The sequence below is a fragment of the Microbulbifer sp. ABF4_107 genome, assembly GCF_056312215.1.
The window spans coordinates 1,507,415-1,523,666 of sequence record NZ_CM149983.1 but is presented as its reverse complement, the minus strand read 5'-3'; the positions used below and the strand labels follow the sequence as shown (position 1 = coordinate 1,523,666).

17 protein-coding genes and 1 riboswitch are annotated in these 16,252 nt (G+C 56.1%); of the genes, 16 read left to right on the top strand and 1 reads right to left on the bottom strand.

Features of this window, described 5'->3' with window-relative positions:
• Positions 1–54 precede the first annotated feature (54 nt).
• From ACYX4K_RS06245 to ACYX4K_RS06195, 11 genes are all read left to right on the top strand, one after another.
• The gene (locus ACYX4K_RS06245) at positions 55–441 is read left to right on the top strand and encodes a DUF411 domain-containing protein (RefSeq protein WP_475092983.1); all 387 of its coding nucleotides are present in this window, start codon (positions 55–57) and stop codon (positions 439–441) included.
• A 95-nt stretch (positions 442–536) separates the two neighbouring features.
• Positions 537–1,577: a hydrolase gene (locus tag ACYX4K_RS06240; RefSeq protein ID WP_475092984.1), complete on the top strand. Its 1,041-nt coding sequence runs from the start codon at positions 537–539 to the stop codon at positions 1,575–1,577.
• A gap of 62 nt (positions 1,578–1,639) precedes the next feature.
• Positions 1,640–1,775: riboswitch (cobalamin riboswitch) on the top strand.
• 105 nt (positions 1,776–1,880) lie between these two features.
• The gene (locus ACYX4K_RS06235; protein WP_475092985.1) at positions 1,881–3,731 is read left to right on the top strand and encodes a TonB-dependent receptor plug domain-containing protein; all 1,851 of its coding nucleotides are present in this window, start codon (positions 1,881–1,883) and stop codon (positions 3,729–3,731) included.
• Between the two features lie 36 nt (positions 3,732–3,767).
• Positions 3,768–4,382 (top strand): cob(I)yrinic acid a,c-diamide adenosyltransferase, encoded by a 615-nt coding sequence (cobO, locus tag ACYX4K_RS06230; protein WP_475092986.1) that lies wholly within the window; start codon positions 3,768–3,770, stop codon positions 4,380–4,382.
• A gap of 13 nt (positions 4,383–4,395) precedes the next feature.
• Positions 4,396–5,871 (top strand): cobyric acid synthase, encoded by a 1,476-nt coding sequence (locus tag ACYX4K_RS06225; RefSeq protein ID WP_475092987.1) that lies wholly within the window; start codon positions 4,396–4,398, stop codon positions 5,869–5,871.
• Complete coding sequence (locus ACYX4K_RS06220) at positions 5,868–6,890, top strand: FecCD family ABC transporter permease (protein WP_475092988.1); 1,023 nt, start codon at positions 5,868–5,870, stop codon at positions 6,888–6,890. The genes ACYX4K_RS06225 and ACYX4K_RS06220 overlap by 4 nt, the downstream gene beginning before the upstream one ends.
• The gene (locus ACYX4K_RS06215) at positions 6,890–7,675 is read left to right on the top strand and encodes a heme ABC transporter ATP-binding protein (RefSeq protein WP_475092989.1); all 786 of its coding nucleotides are present in this window, start codon (positions 6,890–6,892) and stop codon (positions 7,673–7,675) included. Before ACYX4K_RS06220 ends, ACYX4K_RS06215 begins: the two co-directional genes overlap by 1 nt.
• Positions 7,668–8,615, top strand: coding sequence for a cobalamin-binding protein (locus tag ACYX4K_RS06210; protein WP_475092990.1), 948 nt, complete (start codon positions 7,668–7,670; stop codon positions 8,613–8,615). Before ACYX4K_RS06215 ends, ACYX4K_RS06210 begins: the two co-directional genes overlap by 8 nt.
• Before the next feature lie 271 nt (positions 8,616–8,886).
• Entirely contained in the window at positions 8,887–9,090 is a 204-nt protein-coding gene (locus ACYX4K_RS06205) for a hypothetical protein (RefSeq protein ID WP_475092991.1), read from the top strand.
• Positions 9,017–9,466, top strand: coding sequence for a cytochrome c biogenesis CcdA family protein (locus tag ACYX4K_RS06200; RefSeq protein WP_475092992.1), 450 nt, complete (start codon positions 9,017–9,019; stop codon positions 9,464–9,466). The genes ACYX4K_RS06205 and ACYX4K_RS06200 overlap by 74 nt, the downstream gene beginning before the upstream one ends.
• A 66-nt stretch (positions 9,467–9,532) precedes the next feature.
• Complete coding sequence (locus ACYX4K_RS06195) at positions 9,533–10,339, top strand: haloacid dehalogenase type II (RefSeq protein WP_475093947.1); 807 nt, start codon at positions 9,533–9,535, stop codon at positions 10,337–10,339.
• A gap of 55 nt (positions 10,340–10,394) precedes the next feature.
• On the opposite strand, the gene ACYX4K_RS06190 is transcribed toward ACYX4K_RS06195, so the two are convergent.
• On the bottom strand, positions 10,395–10,781 hold the full coding sequence (locus ACYX4K_RS06190; RefSeq protein WP_475092993.1) for a TraR/DksA family transcriptional regulator: 387 nt from the start codon (positions 10,779–10,781) through the stop codon (positions 10,395–10,397).
• Positions 10,782–10,913: 132 nt separating this feature from the next.
• On the opposite strand from ACYX4K_RS06190, the gene ACYX4K_RS06185 reads away from it, so the two are divergent.
• The 5 genes from ACYX4K_RS06185 (at position 10,914) to ACYX4K_RS06165 (ending at position 16,177) form a co-directional block, all read left to right on the top strand.
• Positions 10,914–11,555: a ZrgA family zinc uptake protein gene (locus ACYX4K_RS06185; RefSeq protein ID WP_476178791.1), complete on the top strand. Its 642-nt coding sequence runs from the start codon at positions 10,914–10,916 to the stop codon at positions 11,553–11,555.
• Positions 11,556–11,558: 3 nt separating this feature from the next.
• Positions 11,559–12,038, top strand: coding sequence for a Fur family transcriptional regulator (locus tag ACYX4K_RS06180; RefSeq protein ID WP_475092995.1), 480 nt, complete (start codon positions 11,559–11,561; stop codon positions 12,036–12,038).
• Position 12,039: 1 nt separating this feature from the next.
• Positions 12,040–13,038 carry a CobW family GTP-binding protein gene (locus ACYX4K_RS06175; RefSeq protein WP_475092996.1) on the top strand — a complete coding sequence of 333 codons (999 nt, stop codon included), beginning with the start codon at positions 12,040–12,042 and terminating at the stop codon, positions 13,036–13,038.
• A 188-nt stretch (positions 13,039–13,226) separates the two neighbouring features.
• A complete protein-coding gene (locus ACYX4K_RS06170; protein WP_475092997.1) occupies positions 13,227–15,674 on the top strand; it encodes a M1 family metallopeptidase in 2,448 nt (815 codons plus the stop codon).
• A gap of 17 nt (positions 15,675–15,691) precedes the next feature.
• Entirely contained in the window at positions 15,692–16,177 is a 486-nt protein-coding gene (locus ACYX4K_RS06165; RefSeq protein WP_475092998.1) for a DUF6702 family protein, read from the top strand.
• Positions 16,178–16,252: the final 75 nt, after the last annotated feature.

Below are 16,252 nucleotides of genomic sequence, written 5' to 3'. Positions count from 1 at the left end.
ACAAGCAGCAGCAACGGCTCCGCTGGCAATTCCAGCGGGCAAGCCGCGCAGCACATGACCGTGTACAAGTCTCCGTTTTGCCTCTGTTGCAATGACTGGATCAAGCACCTGGAAGGTAACGCCTTTGCGGTGACCAGCGAGAATGGACTGGATACCGCCAGCGTCAAACAGCAGTGGAATATCCCACCCAGTATGCAGGGGTGTCACACCGGCGTGTGGAACAACCAATATGTATTTGAAGGCCACGTTCCGGCGCGGTTGATTCGCCAATTCCTTGCAAATCCCCCCAAGGGAAGTATCGGGCTGGCAGTTCCGGGAATGCCGCAGGGCAGCCCCGGTATGTACCGGGGTAAGAACTTCGAGCCCTACGTGGTCTATGCCATTCAGTCTAACGGCGAATACCGATTCTATGAAAAGGTGACCGCACCGGAAGCCAGCTAACGCAAGCCCGCAAAGTACTCCTGCCAGGCTGGAATCATCGCCCGGCAGGGGATACCCTTGCAGCCTTATATTCGATTGTTACGGCTGCGCGCAATTTGAACTCATTCACCTCTCACTCTTCCGAAACTACCCAAAACCAGTATTTACAGGAGGTTTTCACCCCCGGAATCGGACTCGCGAACTGTCACCTGCAAACCATTTTCCCGGTATTTCATCGCTCAAAACCCTGGGTACGCACCCAGGCTCAGTGGCTGGAAACACCCGATGGGGATCGTATTGCACTGCACACCCCGGTGCGCCTCGAAGATGATGCTGGTCGCCCCATCGTTTTAGTTCTGCACGGCCTGGAAGGTTCAGTGGAATCGCCTTACGTACAAGGCTTGATGCCCGCGCTCATGTCTGCCGGTTTTCAGGTCGCGGTCATGCATTTTCGCGGTTGTGGCGGTATTCCAAATCTATTACCCAGGGCCTATCACAGTGGAGACAGTGAAGACCCGCGCTGGCTGGCAGGCCGGTTAAAGGCGCATTACCCGAATACGCCACTCATGGCGGTCGGGTATTCACTGGGGGGCAATGTACTGCTGAAATGGCTGGGTGAAGATGGGGATCAAAGCCCGTTAGCTGCGGCGGTCTCTGTTTCCGCACCGCTGGACCTGCACCTTTCCAGCAAACAGATGAATACCGGCTTCTCAAAGGTCTATCAGAAGCATCTGCTCGATAGCCTTAAAAAGAGCCTCGGGCGCAAGACACAGGACCCGAAATTGGCGCGGCAGATGCCCCCGCTCAATCATCCGCGCGCGTTCAGTAATTTCCGCCATTTCGACGACCACTTTACCGCGCCACTACACGGTTTCAGGGGTGTTGATGACTATTACACGCGGGCCTCGAGTCGCCCGCATCTGAACAAAATCGCACGGCCCACTTGCCTGATCCATGCACTCGACGACCCGTTTGTATCGCCGGAAGCGGTTCCTTCCGATTCCGACGTCAGTGCTTCGGTCACACTGGCGATCAGCAAACGGGGAGGGCATGTGGGATTTGTCAGCGGAAGCCTGTGGAAACCCAGATACTGGCTGGAGTCGGCTATTCCCGCCTTTCTCAAATCGCAAACCGCGGGCACTTCCCACAAAGTTTGACTTTCCAGACCCATTCCCCTAATTTCGCCCCCGCGATACGAGGTGCCTTCTGCTGCCTTGCCCATATGGGCTCGGTTATTGGCTGAGAAGGTTAAACGGGAAGTCCGGAAATCCGGCGCTGCCCCCGCAACGGTGATCTGCTCTGTGCCTGAATAGGCGAGCGGTAAGCCCGATACCGGCCTCAGATCGAATCACGATGGAGCGGAGGGCTACCATCCTGCAATACGACCTCCCGCGCCTTGCGCGCACCGCATTGCTTCGCCTCCCTCGATCCCATGTGCATTTGTCCTTAGGGGTTGAACCTTGAATAAGATTCTTTTGAGCTGGGCCATCACATCGGCTGCCAGCGTACCGGCTTTCGCCAATACCATCGATTCCCGATCTGTGTCTGAGAGCGCGATTCCCGACCTCGAGACCATCATCGTCGTCAGTAGCCGCCAGGGCGAGCCACTGCGACGGGTTGCCACTTCCGTCGCCATACTGGATGAGAACGATATCAAGGCGCGCGGCTTCGTGTCGCTTGCGGACGTACTGCGCAGCGCACCGTCTGTGGCAGTATCCAATTCTGGCGGTATGGGTAAGGTGACCACTTTGCGCGTGCGCGGCGAAGACGGTTTCCGAACCCTGGTGCGAATCGATGGTGTGGATATTTCCGATCCTACCAGTACCCAGGGTGGGGCCCATATTCAGCATATTCTGACCAGTGATCTGGCTCGTGTGGAGCTGCTGCGCGGCCCGCAGGGGATGCTCTACGGCGCAGATGCCGGCGGTGTCGTCGATATTTCAACTCGCCGTGTATCGAACGGGCACCAGATCAATATGAGTGCTGAAGGCGGTCGCTTCGATTCAAGACGCTACAACGCCAGCGCCGGTGGCAGCACCGAGACCTTCGACTACTTCTTATCTGCCGCCAAGGCGCACACCGCCGGATTCAATACCAGCGTCAACGACACCGAGCTGCAGGACGACGATGGCTACAACAATGAGACGCTGCACGGCCGCGCTGGCTGGAATATTTCCGAGCAATGGCGCCTGGACGCGGTAGTACGGGATGTGGATGCCACCAGTGAATACGACCGCTGTGGCTGGCCGGTAACGCAGGATGTGTGCTCCGACACGTTCGGCCAGCAAAATGCCCGCGTCAGCCTTGCTCGCAACGGTGAAAACGGCCAGCAGGAACTTTCCTATTCCCGCGCTGAACTGACTCGCACCAGCTATGCAGCCGGTATTGCTTCCTACGATACCGAGGGCGAAATCCAAAAGCTAAATCTGAATGGCAACGTCGACCTGAGTGGCAACCAGGCGGTGATCTATGGTCTGGAACGCCGCGAAGACTCGGTGCGCGATATGAGCCGCGATCAGTGGGCGGCTTATTCTGAATACCAGGGCAGTTACGCGGAGCAACTATTTTTTACCCTCGGCCTGCGCCACGACGATAATACGGATTTCGGCAGCCACAACAGTTTCCGAGCCAGTACCGCTTACCTGATCGATCAGGTTGCAAACGGGGCGATCAAACTGAAAGCCAGCTACGGTACCGGCTTCCGTGCACCGAGCCTGTTTGAGATTGACTACAACCGCTCGCAAAACAATCCGTTGCTGACAGCACTTACTCCAGAAGAAAGCCGTGGTATAGATCTGGGTATCGAATACTTTGGGGAGAATGCGCTGCATCTGGAACTGGTTCTTTTCGACCAGATCATTGACAACGAAATCGAATTTGACCTGAGCGACTACACCTATCGTCAGTACGGCAGTGAAAGTCAGTCCCGCGGTGTGGAGCTTGTTGCCAATGTACAGGTCTCCGAAACTCTGCAGCTTTCCGCCAACTATACCTACACCGACACAGAAACCGTCGACGACGCTCCGCGCCCGCGCCGTCCAAAGCAACTGGGCAATCTAGGGGTCCGCTACCAGCCAATCCGTGCACTCAGCGTTGCGGTAAACCTACGCTCCAGTGCCGACGGTGTGGATATCGACGGTTCCGGCATGGATGATTATCAGGTACTGGATGCCAGTGTGCGCTATGCGTTGAACGATGCCGCCACGGTCTATTTGCGGGGCGAAAACCTCACCGATAAAGACTATGTGGAGATTGCCGGCTTCAACACCGCCGGTGCCGCGGCTTATGCCGGTGTAGAATTCAGCTTCTAAACCCGCGTTTGCCCTATTAGACCGAAAGAGGTGGCCATGTCGGACGACCAGCAAAAGAAAAATGCACGGCACAAAGCGGCCATGCAGAAACAGAAAGCCAAGGTGGATGCCCATATCGCCGCGGCAGACACCGAGCGCGGTGTCGCGGTTCTGCTGACCGGCAATGGCAAGGGAAAGTCCAGCTCGGCATTCGGCATGGTCATACGCGCACTCGGTTACGGCCACAAAGTGGGCGTTGTGCAGTTTATCAAGGGCGCGCAACTTTCCGGTGAAGAGCTTTATATCAAGAATCAGTGCCCACAGGTCAGGCTGTATCAGATGGGCACCGGTTTTACCTGGAACACCCAGGATCGCACCGGCGATATGGTAGAAGCGGAAAAAACCTGGGTGGAAGCGGTAACCATGCTCACGGACGCCAGCTATGACCTGGTGGTGCTCGACGAACTGACCTATATGCTCGCCTATAAATACCTGGACCAACAGAAAGTACTAAATGCAATCACACAGCGACCGCCGGAGCAGAGTGTGATTGTCACCGGTCGCGGTGGCGGCAGCGCACTGCAGGGCGTGATGGATACGGTTTCCGAAGTGAAAGATGTGAAACACGCGTTCAATGCAGGGATCAAAGCCCGCAAAGGCGTGGACTTCTAGCGGGCGAAACACCATGCCAGTAGTAATGGTGCAGGGCACCACATCCGATGCAGGTAAAAGTACACTCGTTGCGGCACTAGGACGCTACTTTGCCCGGCGTGGCGTGCGGGTTGCTCCCTTCAAACCGCAAAATATGGCGCTCAACAGTGCGGTAACCATCGACGATGGCGAGATAGGCCGCGCTCAGGCGTTGCAGGCGCAGGCCTGTAACCTGGAACCGCATACCGATATGAATCCGGTACTGCTTAAGCCCGCGTCCGATACAGGTGCCCAGGTCATCATTCAGGGCAGGGCGATCGGCAATATGCAGGCGCTGGATTACCACCAATATAAATCCACCGCACAGGCTGCCGTACTTGACTCATTCAACCGGCTGCGCACTCAGTACGACCTGGTACTGGTGGAAGGCGCGGGCAGTCCCGCTGAAATCAATCTGCGTGAAAACGATATCGCCAATATGGGTTTCGCCGAAGCGGTAGACTGCCCGGTGATATTGATCGCCGATATCGACCGAGGCGGTGTTTTTGCTCATCTCGTTGGCACCCTTCAATTACTCTCCGAGTCTGAACGTAACCGGGTAATTGGCTTTGTTATCAACCGGTTTCGCGGAGATATCAGGTTGCTGGAATCCGGGCTCGAGTGGCTCGAAGACTACACGGGCAAGCCAGTACTTGGCGTATTGCCCTATTTGCACGACCTCTATCTCGACGCGGAAGATGCCATTAGCACACAGCAGGTCAACGCCGCCGGTAAACTGAAAGTTGTGGTACCAGTACTGCCGCATATCAGCAACCACACAGATTTCGATGCGTTGCGATTGCATCCGGACGTGGACCTTGAATTTGTCAGTGTCCGGAAGCCGGTTCCCGCCTGCGACCTGATCATTCTTCCCGGCAGTAAAAACGTGCGCGCGGATCTCGCGCACCTGAAAGTGAATAACTGGGCACAACAACTGGATCGCCACCTGCGCTACGGAGGAAAAATCATCGGTATTTGTGCCGGGCTGCAGATGCTCGGAACCTCGGTGCAGGATCCAGATGGGGTTGAAGGCGAGCCGGGTGCTGAAGCGGGCTTTGCTTATCTGGACTTTGATACCCGGTTAAATTCCCGGAAAGCGCTGGAAAACGTGCGCGGAATTCTCACTTTGAATACCTTAGCGTGTGAGGTACCGGTGCAGGGCTACGAGATCCACTGCGGCATTTCCCGGGGGCCGGCACTGGACCGGCCCGCGGCTCAATTGACTTGCGCCAGTGGCCAAAAGCGATCGGATGGCGCCGTCGATGCGGACGGGCAGATACTCGCCACCTATATTCACGGACTGTTTGATTCTGCTGCGGCACAACGGGCGCTACTGGAGTGGGCCGGACTCGAGCAGGCCAGTGCACTGGATTTGCAGGGGCACCGGGAACAACAACTGGATCGACTTGCAGACACCGTTGGCGAATACATGAATGGCGCCTGGCTTCAGCAGTTTGAGGGCCAGCAATGACACTGCAACGCCGCCACGCCCTGAACCTCGCCTGGTGGCTACTGCCAATGCTACTGGTGGCCAGCTTTATCTCCGCGATCGTCATAGGTGCGGTATCGCTTTCACTGACACAAGTAGCCAGTGCGCTGACGGGGCTTGGCGAAGCGGGGCTCGCGGCGGATATCGTACAGGCTATCCGCCTGCCTCGGGCTCTGCTTGCCACCGCGGTCGGCGCGGTGCTGGCAATTTGCGGCGCGATGCTACAAGGGTTGTTTCGCAACCCGCTGGCCGACCCGTCACTGATCGGAGTCACCGCAGGGGCGTCCTTTGGCGCGAGCCTCGCAATCCTGTTTGGCGCACAGGTCGCGTCAATATTTGGCAGTCTACCGGTTGTCTCTATCGCCGCTTTTTGTGGTGGTCTGGTGGCGGTGGGGCTGGTGTATCAAGTAGCGAGAGGGGTTAGCGGCACATCGGTAGCCACCATGCTGTTAATGGGTATTGCAGTAACCGCACTCTCTGCCAGCCTGACCGGGCTGATGGAATACTTTGCCGATAGCGAGATGCTGCGCCGAATCAGCCTGTGGCGAATGGGCGGCTTGGAAGCGGCCAGTTATGCCCGTGCCGCGCTGATTTTCTCTGTATTGACCGTACTGGTTGCCACCATGATGCGGTTCGGCGCATCGCTCAATGTGCTGCTGTTGGGCGAATCACAGGCCCGCCATCTTGGGGTCGATGTGGAGAAGACCAAGACCTGGCTGATCGTGCTCGCCGCCGCCGGTGTCGGCACCTCCGTTGCCGTCGCGGGCAGCATCGCGTTTGTCGGTCTGGTGGTCCCGCATATGGTTCGGCTGTGGGTTGGACCGGATCACCGGCAGCTGCTTCCGCTTTGCGCACTGGGTGGCGCGAGCCTGTTGCTGATTTCCGATACCCTCGCGCGATCCATTATCCCGCCGGTAGAAATTCCCGTGGGCCTAATTACCGCATTGATTGGAGTGCCATTCTTCGTGTCGCTGCTGAAGCGGAACAGGGAGTCGCTCTGATGGCCCTGTTGCTGCAGACACACAGCGTCACGGTTTGCGCCGACCAGCGCACCTTGGTGAGTGACATCGACCTGGAAATCCGGCCTGGCGAGCTCTTATGCGTGATCGGTCCCAATGGTGCCGGTAAATCCACCCTGTTGCGTGCGATCTGTGGGGAAGCGCCGCTGGCGCGCGGACAAGTCCTGTTCAAAGGCGCGCAAATTCAGAGTCTTTCTCCCGGGGCGCGGGCCAGCCAGCTCGCGGTGTTACCCCAACACAACCCACTTTCCTTTGCATTCACTGGCCTGGAACTGGTCGCCCTGAGCCGCAACCCGCACGCGACCGGTATCGCTCGCGACCGGGAAATCTGTATGGAGGCGATGTCCACCCTCGATGTCACTCACCTGGCCGGGCGGCTTTATCCGACACTTTCCGGTGGCGAACAACAGCGCCTGCAGCTGGCCCGGGTGATGGCGCAGATCTGGTGCGCAGAAGAGGTCGGCGACCGGTTGCTACTTCTGGATGAGCCAGCGACAAGCCTTGATATCGCCCACCAGTACGAAATGATGAAAGCCGTGAAGGCTTTTTCCCGTCGAGGGGTGGCGGTAATAATGACGGTACACGATCTGGCCCTGGCCAGTGGATACAGCGACCGCATCCTCGCGCTCAAACAGGGCCGTCGTATGGCCTACGGGGATGCACAAACGGTGCTTTCCGCCGATACCTTATCGGAGCTCTATGGCTACGCGGTAACCGTCGTAGCGCACCCGTTAACCGGCAAGCCACTGGTGTTAGCCAATGAGTGATTTTTCTACGGAATATGTGTTCAGGGAGAGGAGATGGGGGGCTCTCAACACGCTTGCCGTCGCCATCTTGACGTTTTTACTGTGTGTCAATGCGACCAGTGCCACGCAACCGATACGTATCCAGGACTCTCAGGGACACTGGATAACGCTGTCGACTCCTGCCACACGGGTAGTCGCACTGGCGCCCCACATCGTTGAAAATATTTACAGCGCTGGCGCGGGCGGCCGATTGATTGGTGCGATCAGTCACAGCGATTTTCCAGAAGCCGCGCAGCGGCTACCCGAGGTTGGGAATTACAATTCGGTCAGTTACGAAACGCTTATCGCACTCGAGCCCGATCTGGTTATCGCCTGGGGTTCTGGAAACGGGCAAGAGACCATTCAAAAACTCAGAGCGCTTGGCCTCCGGGTATTCGTTACCGAGTCACGCACACTGGACGATATTCCACGAAATGTTCGGCTGTTTGGCGCACTTGCAGGCACACGGGAACACGCCGACCGCGCCGCGGACAAGTGGCAGGAACGGCTGCGGTCACTCCGGGAGGCCAACGAGACACTGCCCGCAGTCACGGTACTGTACCAGGTATGGAATGACCCCCTGCAGACCCTCAATGGCGATCACCTGATCAGTGACGTGATCAATGCCTGCGGCGGGCGCAATGCCTTTGCCGACGCAGCGGTACTGGCCCCAAAAATCAGTATTGAATCGGTACTGGAGAGAGACCCCGAAGTCATCATCGCCAGCGGGATGGGCGAATCCCGCCCGCCCTGGCTGAATGATTGGCTGGCCTATCCAGGATTACGAGCGGTCAAAAATGAAAATCTCGTCCACGTACATCCCGACCTGATCCAGCGGCATACCTTTCGTATTCTCGAAGGTATGGAGCGGGTATGCCGCAGTCTCGCATCGGCGCGATCAAAACGCGCGCCGATTGACTGACGCCGAACACTGCACTCCATTCATCCCCACTCATCGCCTGCTCGCAGTTCATTGTCCCACGGCCAACGGGTTCGTCCGCCACTGTGCGTGAACGATATGCCGACACCTCGCTTTCAATCTCTCAACCACTGACCGCGCTCAGTCGAGTGATATCTCGGACAAAGCGTGCAGTAAACCCTGGAACCCCTACTTGAGCGATCGCTCAAATAACGCTACATTCAGCGCTGTATTAGCGCTCTCAATCCTGAAATTTGTCGTACAAGGACACCTGATGAAATCATTCTTTACCGCACTCGTCTTATTTCTCGGCATCGCATCCAGTGTATTCGCCCACGCAAAAGAACCATTTACCGAGCAGCGCTTCAATGAGCTGAAAAACGCCGGCGATGTGGTACTGGTAGATGTGTTCGCCCAGTGGTGTCCGACCTGCGCGAAGCAGCAAACGGTCTCGATTAACTGGACACTTCGGCAATAGTACTAGAGGCGAAAACGCCGGCGCTACCGGCCAGTTTCTGGTTGGCGCTCTTCTGGGCCTGGTGTGGCTACCGTGTGTAGGGCCGACGCTGGGAGCAGCAATTGCACTGGCATCGGTAGGTCAGCAGATACCCATGGCTTTTGTGGTCATGTTTGCATTTGGCGTTGGAACCGCCTCCGCGCTTTTAGCCGCAGCAATCGTTTCCGGGCGACTGCTGGAGCGCTGGCGCGGAAACATTATGACCAGTGCGGACCGGGGAAAAAAAATACTGGGAGCCCTATTACTCATTTTGGGGATGATGGTGCTGACTGGACTCGACAAGGTACTGGAGGCCTTTGCGCTCGGCATTCTGCCGGACTGGGCCCTAACTCTATAACCAATGGCGCTGCATGAGGGTACTGACTGAAGCGCCAATCTCCATCCAAGAAACCACGTGGTAACCATGAAAATAGTTCGATTGATTGGCCAAATCTTCATCGCATGCCTGATTGTCCTTTCGCACGCGGTAGGCGCTCAGGAAGAGCGCGGTGCCGAGGAAAAAGCTTCTGTGCGGAAACTCCCAAAAGTCATCATCTTTGATGTCAATGAAACGCTACTGGATCTGGAATCCATGCGCGCATCGGTGGGCAAGGCATTGGGGAATAGGGAAGAGCTGCTGCCGTTGTGGTTTTCCACCATGCTCCATAACTCTCTGGTGACAACCGTGACCGGCGATTATCAGGATTTCGGCAAAATAGGGGTGGCATCACTCCTGATGGTGGCGGAAAACAACGGTATCGCACTTTCCGAAGCGCAGGCCAGGGAAGCTATCGTTCCTCCTCTATTGAGTCTGCCCCCGCATACCGATGTGGTTCCAGGCCTGACCGAATTGACGAAGCAGGGGTTCAAAATTGTCAGCCTGACAAACTCGTCAAATTCGGGCGTTAAAACGCAGTTTGAAAATGCAGAGCTGGCGGACTTTTTCACGGAGCGCTACAGCATCGAAGACATTCAGATCTACAAGCCCGATCTCCGCGCCTACCGGTGGGCACTGGCACAGCTGAAGGTAGCACCGGAAGACGCCTTGATGGTTGCGGCCCATGGTTGGGATGTGGCCGGCGCGAAAGCGGCGGGGTTGCAAACTGCGTTTATCACACGGCCCGGCAAAGCCCTATACCCGCTGGCTCCTGCCCCGGATTATGTGGTCGAGAGCGTAACCGAGCTCGCAGATATCCTGCAGCGCACCAAGTATTCGCAACCAGTCCGCTGATTGCAGGCAAACGGCAATAGTGGCCTCGCCGACGTGAAGCGCAGTGGCCGCAATCTTATCGCTGTTTGCGAAAGTTGCGTTCCTGCTGCTCCTGACGGGATTTCTCCTCAAACGAGAGCTCCGCAGTGGGGCGCAAAAGTAGTCTCTTCAACCCAATCGGATCGCCACTCACTTCACAGTAGCCGTAACTGCCGTCTTCAATTTTATCCAGCGAGCGCTGTACCTTACGCAACAGGAAGTATTTGCGCTCGGTGAACCGGAGACTCTGTCGGTTTTCTTCCTCGGCGACTGCACGGTCCAATTCATCCGCCGCTTGTAGGTCCGCCGTGGCAATTGTCTCGCGTACGGCTTCGATTTCTGCGCGCGTTTCCTCTTGAAGCTGCCGCAATCGATGCTTGAAAAATTCCAACTGCTGAGCGTTCATGTAGTCAGCTGCTGGCATATTCAGGAGTTCTTGTTCGGAGATTAAAGACATAGGGGCTTAGCGTCACTGCTGTTGATTATACTGGCACTCGAATGATATGGTGTAACATCAATGTTTCGCAAGCGTTCTATGTCATGGATCCGGTCCCGGATGCTCGGCACAGAAGCGCCCTGGCGCAGACAATCCAACCCGAGGCCGACAAAAGTGACCACAAAGCGAAAGCTGTTCCTTTTTCCCATGCTTCTTATGGCGTTTACCGCTCACGCGCAGCACACTGCACACGTGCACGGCGAGGCGCTGCTGACGATCGCCACCAGTGATGAAACTCTGCAGATTGAATTTGAATCCCCGGGAGCCAATCTGGTGGGTTTTGAACACAAACCTGAAAACCCGGATGAATTCCAAGCCCTGGCGGTAGCCACTAAGCAGCTGGCGATCCCAGCACAGCTATTGCGTTTTAGTGGGACAGAGTGCCAGCTACAAGACACCGATGTCACGCCCCCACATGGCGAGCGGGATCACGGGAGCGGCGAGCATGGTGAGGCTCATCATGAGCACGACGGACATGGCGCGCACGAGGCGCACGCGCATCACGCGGTGCACTCCGAACACTCGAGCTTCCGCGCCACGTATCTTTTTCGCTGTAAAAATCTGAACGCGCTCGAGAGCATTTACGTTACTTTGTTTGACCAGTTCCCCAATATCCACAAAATTGAAGTACAGTGGCTCACTGCCACCCGCCAGGGGGCCGTCGCTCTGACCGCGAAAAACCGAACCCTGAAACTGAAGTAATCGATGAACGTGTCCCAAATCAAACGCACACTCGGAGCCGCCGAGGACGCCTGTCGGGCTACAGGTGCACGACTCACCGAGAAGCGCAAGAATGTGCTCGCAGTACTGCTGCGAGCCAGAAAACCGCTTTCTGCGTACGATATCGTCGATCAATATCTTCGGGATTACGCTGAGCCAATTCCGGCAATGTCCGTCTACCGTATGCTGAATTTTCTGGCGAAAGAAAACCTCGCACACAAACTCAATTCCGAAAACAAATACCTCGCCTGCGCCCATATCAATTGTAAACACCACCATGGAACACCCCAGTTTCTGATTTGCGGAAGCTGCAACAAGGTCATTGAGATCGCCATTAGCCCTGAAGTCATTTCCGCCCTGACTGATGCGGTAAAAGGGGCCGGGTTTCGATTGCAATCCACTCAGCTGGAGCTCGATTGCCTGTGCGACGATTGTGCCCAGATAGCCACCACTTCAGGCTCGTGAAATGATCCAACAGGTCCCAACCAATGTAATCACCGGCTTCCTGGGTGTCGGGAAAACCACAGCCATTCAGTACCTACTGGCAAGCAAGCCCACCAACGAACGCTGGGCGGTACTGGTCAACGAATTTGGCGAGGTCGGCGTCGATGGCGCGCTGTTTGGCCCGGAGAGGGATAGCGAAGTATTTATTCGCGAGGTGCCCGGTGGTTGCATGTGTTGCGCCGCAGGCTTACCCATGCAGGTCGCATTAAACCAACTACTCACCAAAGCGCGCCCCCACCGGCTTCTGATCGAACCCACCGGACTGGGTCATCCGCGGGAAGTACTGGAAACACTGTCTGACGGCGTTCGCAATGGTGTATTGGACCTGCGCGCAACACTCACACTGGTCGATGCACGCTGCGTCATGAATGAACGCTATTTGCGCAGTGATACATTTCGCCAGCAAATTGAGGTCGCCGACTTGGTGGTCGCCAATAAATCCGACCTCTACGGGTCGGAAGACCTTGAAAACCTTCGGCGCTATCTCGCCTTCCTGCCCGGCGAGTCCGACAAACCATTGCAAACCGTGGAGCAGGGCAGGATACAGCCCGAATGGCTGCAGGCACCGAGCATGTTTCAACTCCCGGAGAAGCACGCCCATCATCACACCCCTGTGCTGGCAGAAGACGAGCCGCTACCGGCCTGTGGCTATCAGAGGGCCGAAAACAGCGGCGAGGGGTACCACAGCTGTGGTTGGCGCTTCGATGCCACACTTCTGTTCGATTATGACAAATTGTTCTCGCTGATCAGTGGTACAGAGTGTGAGCGCCTAAAAGGTGTTTTTATTGCCGAGCAGGGGGTCTTCGGGTTTAACAAGGCCGGCGATGTATTAACGGTGATTGAGCTGGATGACGCGCTCGAAAGCCGCGTGGAGTTGATTAACGCCGAGCCACTCGACTGGGACGCCACTGAAGCAAGCTGGTTGGCAGCCAAAGCAAGCTCGAGTGCGAGCGACGGTTAATTTCCCTGCGAACAAGTACCGCTGAAAATTTCGACCCGCCAGCCAAAAGCCGAACATCGCAATGCTATCCATGTAAAAGTCAGGGTAAAGCGCCATGTTTTCACGATAAATCAACATATTACACGGTTGCCCTCCGGTGACATATTGATATGATGTAACGTCGATGTGATACGGCTGGAAACCAATCAATGAAGCTGAAACTTGTCGCCCGCCTCTCAGTGGCGCTCCTTGTACTCTCTCCCGCAGCCCTGACTCAGGCCGCTGATCCCCTGAACGTAACCGGCGATAAGTTTCGTCAGCTAGACGAGTTGCTGCCAACCGCAAATGTCTACCGCAATGCCGGTGGGGAACCCGGACAGGCATACTGGCAACAGCAGGTGGATTACCGCATTGATGCCCGCCTAGACGAAGACAAGCGCGCTCTCAACGCCAGCCAGACCATCACCTATTCCAACAACTCGCCAGATACGCTCAAATTTCTTTGGTTTCAGCTGGACCAGAACCGGTTCCGCCTGGATTCAATGGCGGAAACCACGCTCGCGTTCGGCGGGCTGGGTAATCGAGGGCCCGGTACCCGCTCAGAGTCGCCCGAAGCGCCCGCGGGAATTACTTTTGGGGAACTGCGCCGGCAACAGTGGCTTGCCGATAACGAAGTCGGCTACACCATCCGCAACGTGAAAGATGCCAATGGCAACTCTCTGCGCACCACCATTGTCGGCACCAATATGCGCGTCGACCTGGCACAACCGCTGAAGCCCGGTGAACAGCTCACCTTCAGCATGGATTTCGCCTTCAATATCGTGGAAGAAGATGCGGTGTCCGCCCGCTCCGGCTACGAGCACTTCCCGGACGATGCCCGAGACGGGGGCAACGATATCTTCCTGCTGGCACAGTGGTTCCCACGCTTACACGCCTACACCGATTACGAAGCCTGGACCAACAAGGAGTTTCTCGGACGCGGGGAATTCACCCTCGAATTCGGCAATTACGAAGTCAATCTGACCGTGCCGGCGGATCATATCGTATCGTCCACCGGAAGCCTGCAAAACCCCGAAGAAGTGCTGACAAAAACACAGCGCGATCGGTTGGAGAAGGCGCGCAATGCCAAGCGTCCGGTATTTATTGTCACCGAAGAGGAAGCACTGGAAAACGAGAAAGAAGGCACTCGTAAAACCAAAACCTGGCAGTTCAAGGCAGACAATGTGCGCGATTTTGCCTGGGCTTCATCACGTAAATTCATGTGGGATGCCCGCGGCTATCAGCAGGGTGGCGACATCATGCCCGAGGTGATGGCGATGTCTTTCTACCCGAAAGAGGGCGGTGAACTCTGGAAAAAGTACTCCACCGAGTCCGTAATCCACACCATGGAGGTCTACTCGCGCTTTTCCTTCGACTACCCGTATCCGGTTGCACAGAGCGTAAATGGTCCTGTGGGCGGCATGGAATACCCCATGATCACCTTTAACGGCCCGCGCACTACCCTGCACGAAGACGGCAGCCGCACCTGGACTCAAGCCGAGAAACGTTTCCTGATCGGTGTCGTCATCCACGAGATCGGCCACATCTACTTCCCGATGATCGTCAACTCCGATGAACGTCAGTGGACCTGGATGGACGAGGGCCTGAACAGCTTCCTCGACGGCGTCGCCGGCCGCGAGTGGGACCCGGAAATGCCATGGGGCGTAGAACCCCGGGATATCGTCGACTACATGAAGTCCGATATTCAGGTACCGATCATGACCCAGTCAGACTCCGTACTGCGTCTGGGACCGAACGCCTACACCAAACCTGCCGCTGCCCTGAATATCCTGCGTGAAGTCATTCTCGGAAGAGAACTGTTCGATTACGCCTTCAAGGAGTATGCGACCCGCTGGCAGTACAAACGTCCGACACCGGCCGATTTCTTCCGCACCATGGAAGAAGCCAGCGGCGTGGATCTGGACTGGTTCTGGCGCGGCTGGTTTTACACCACAGATCATGTCGATATCAGTATCGACAACGTGCAACAACTGCGTCTCGACACCCTGAACCCGGATATCGATTTTGAACGCCGCCGTCAGGAAGAGGCGGACAAACCGCAGCCATTGTTTGAAAAGCGCGAGCGCGATGCCGGCAATAAAACCTGGCTGGAAAGAAATAAAGACATCCGGGATTTCTACGACGAGAATGATCGTTTCACCGTCACCAACAAAGAACGCAACGAATACGCGCAGTTGCTCGCCGATCTGGAGCCCTGGGAACGGGACGTATTGAAGCGGGCACTGGACGAAGACAAAAATTACTACGTAATGGACTTCTCCAACCTGGGTGGCCTGGTCATGCCGATCTTGCTTCAGCTCACGTTCGAAGATGGTAGTGTGGAAGAACGCTATATTCCCGCAGAAATCTGGCGCCGCTCTCCAGATGCCGTATCGAAACTGGTAGTGACGGATAAAGTTCTTGAGCAAGTAGTGGTTGATCCGCGCTGGGAAACCGCTGATGTCAACAACGATAACAATCACTTCCCCCGTAGGATCAACAAGTCGCGCCTGCAAATTTACAAGGAAGAAAAGCGCACTGACCCGGTCTATCGGGACATCATGCACGACTCGAAAACAAAGAAAGAGGAGCCCAAACCGGGCTTCCACAAAAAGTAAACGGGGAGTAGGGCACCATGCGGAAACTGATCTTTCTCTTTACCATGTTGATAGCCTGCACAGCGCAGGCTCATCAGATGAAAACCGCCATTACCAGAGTGGTTTTCAGCGACCAGACTCAGAATGTTGAAATCATGCACCGGTTTTACGTGCACGATGCGGAACATGCGCTAAGCGAACTGCTCGGAAAACAGGTATACCTTTCAGAGAACAAAGAAGCGCAGGCGCAGTTCGCGCGGTATATTACTGCGCACTTCCGCATGGGCGTGACGGAAGGGACTTCACTGCCCCTGACGACCATTGGTGAGGAAGTGGATGGAAAATTTATATGGGTATATCAGGAAGTACCGCGCCCAGACAACGTCTCGGAGCTCTGGTTTGCATTTGACGCACTGCAGGAGCGGTGGCCTGACCAGGTAAATCAGATAAATGTCGAGGGATTGGGCAAGGTGCGATCCCTGATTTTTGATCGCCACAGCAGATGGCAATCGCTCAACTACTGATGAGTGCGCACACCATTATTCAAAGTGCGTCAGTGAAATCTCGCTGATGCCCGTAACAACTTCTATATCGGAGAA

Bases quoted from the DNA above. Each gene is read 5' to 3' on its own strand.
- ACYX4K_RS06245 (WP_475092983.1), top strand. From the start codon at position 55: ATGACCGTGTACAAGTCTCCGTTTTGCCTCTGTTGCAATGACTGGATC.
- cobO (WP_475092986.1), top strand. From the start codon at position 3,768: ATGTCGGACGACCAGCAAAAGAAAAATGCACGGCACAAAGCGGCCATG.
- ACYX4K_RS06225 (WP_475092987.1), top strand. From the start codon at position 4,396: ATGCCAGTAGTAATGGTGCAGGGCACCACATCCGATGCAGGTAAAAGT.
- ACYX4K_RS06220 (WP_475092988.1), top strand. From the start codon at position 5,868: ATGACACTGCAACGCCGCCACGCCCTGAACCTCGCCTGGTGGCTACTG.
- ACYX4K_RS06215 (WP_475092989.1), top strand. From the start codon at position 6,890: ATGGCCCTGTTGCTGCAGACACACAGCGTCACGGTTTGCGCCGACCAG.
- ACYX4K_RS06210 (WP_475092990.1), top strand. From the start codon at position 7,668: ATGAGTGATTTTTCTACGGAATATGTGTTCAGGGAGAGGAGATGGGGG.
- ACYX4K_RS06205 (WP_475092991.1), top strand. From the start codon at position 8,887: ATGAAATCATTCTTTACCGCACTCGTCTTATTTCTCGGCATCGCATCC.
- ACYX4K_RS06200 (WP_475092992.1), top strand. From the start codon at position 9,017: ATGTGTTCGCCCAGTGGTGTCCGACCTGCGCGAAGCAGCAAACGGTCT.
- ACYX4K_RS06195 (WP_475093947.1), top strand. From the start codon at position 9,533: ATGAAAATAGTTCGATTGATTGGCCAAATCTTCATCGCATGCCTGATT.
- ACYX4K_RS06190 (WP_475092993.1), bottom strand. From the start codon at position 10,781: ATGCCAGCAGCTGACTACATGAACGCTCAGCAGTTGGAATTTTTCAAG.
- ACYX4K_RS06185 (WP_476178791.1), top strand. From the start codon at position 10,914: ATGCTCGGCACAGAAGCGCCCTGGCGCAGACAATCCAACCCGAGGCCG.
- ACYX4K_RS06180 (WP_475092995.1), top strand. From the start codon at position 11,559: ATGAACGTGTCCCAAATCAAACGCACACTCGGAGCCGCCGAGGACGCC.
- ACYX4K_RS06175 (WP_475092996.1), top strand. From the start codon at position 12,040: ATGATCCAACAGGTCCCAACCAATGTAATCACCGGCTTCCTGGGTGTC.
- ACYX4K_RS06170 (WP_475092997.1), top strand. From the start codon at position 13,227: ATGAAGCTGAAACTTGTCGCCCGCCTCTCAGTGGCGCTCCTTGTACTC.
- ACYX4K_RS06165 (WP_475092998.1), top strand. From the start codon at position 15,692: ATGCGGAAACTGATCTTTCTCTTTACCATGTTGATAGCCTGCACAGCG.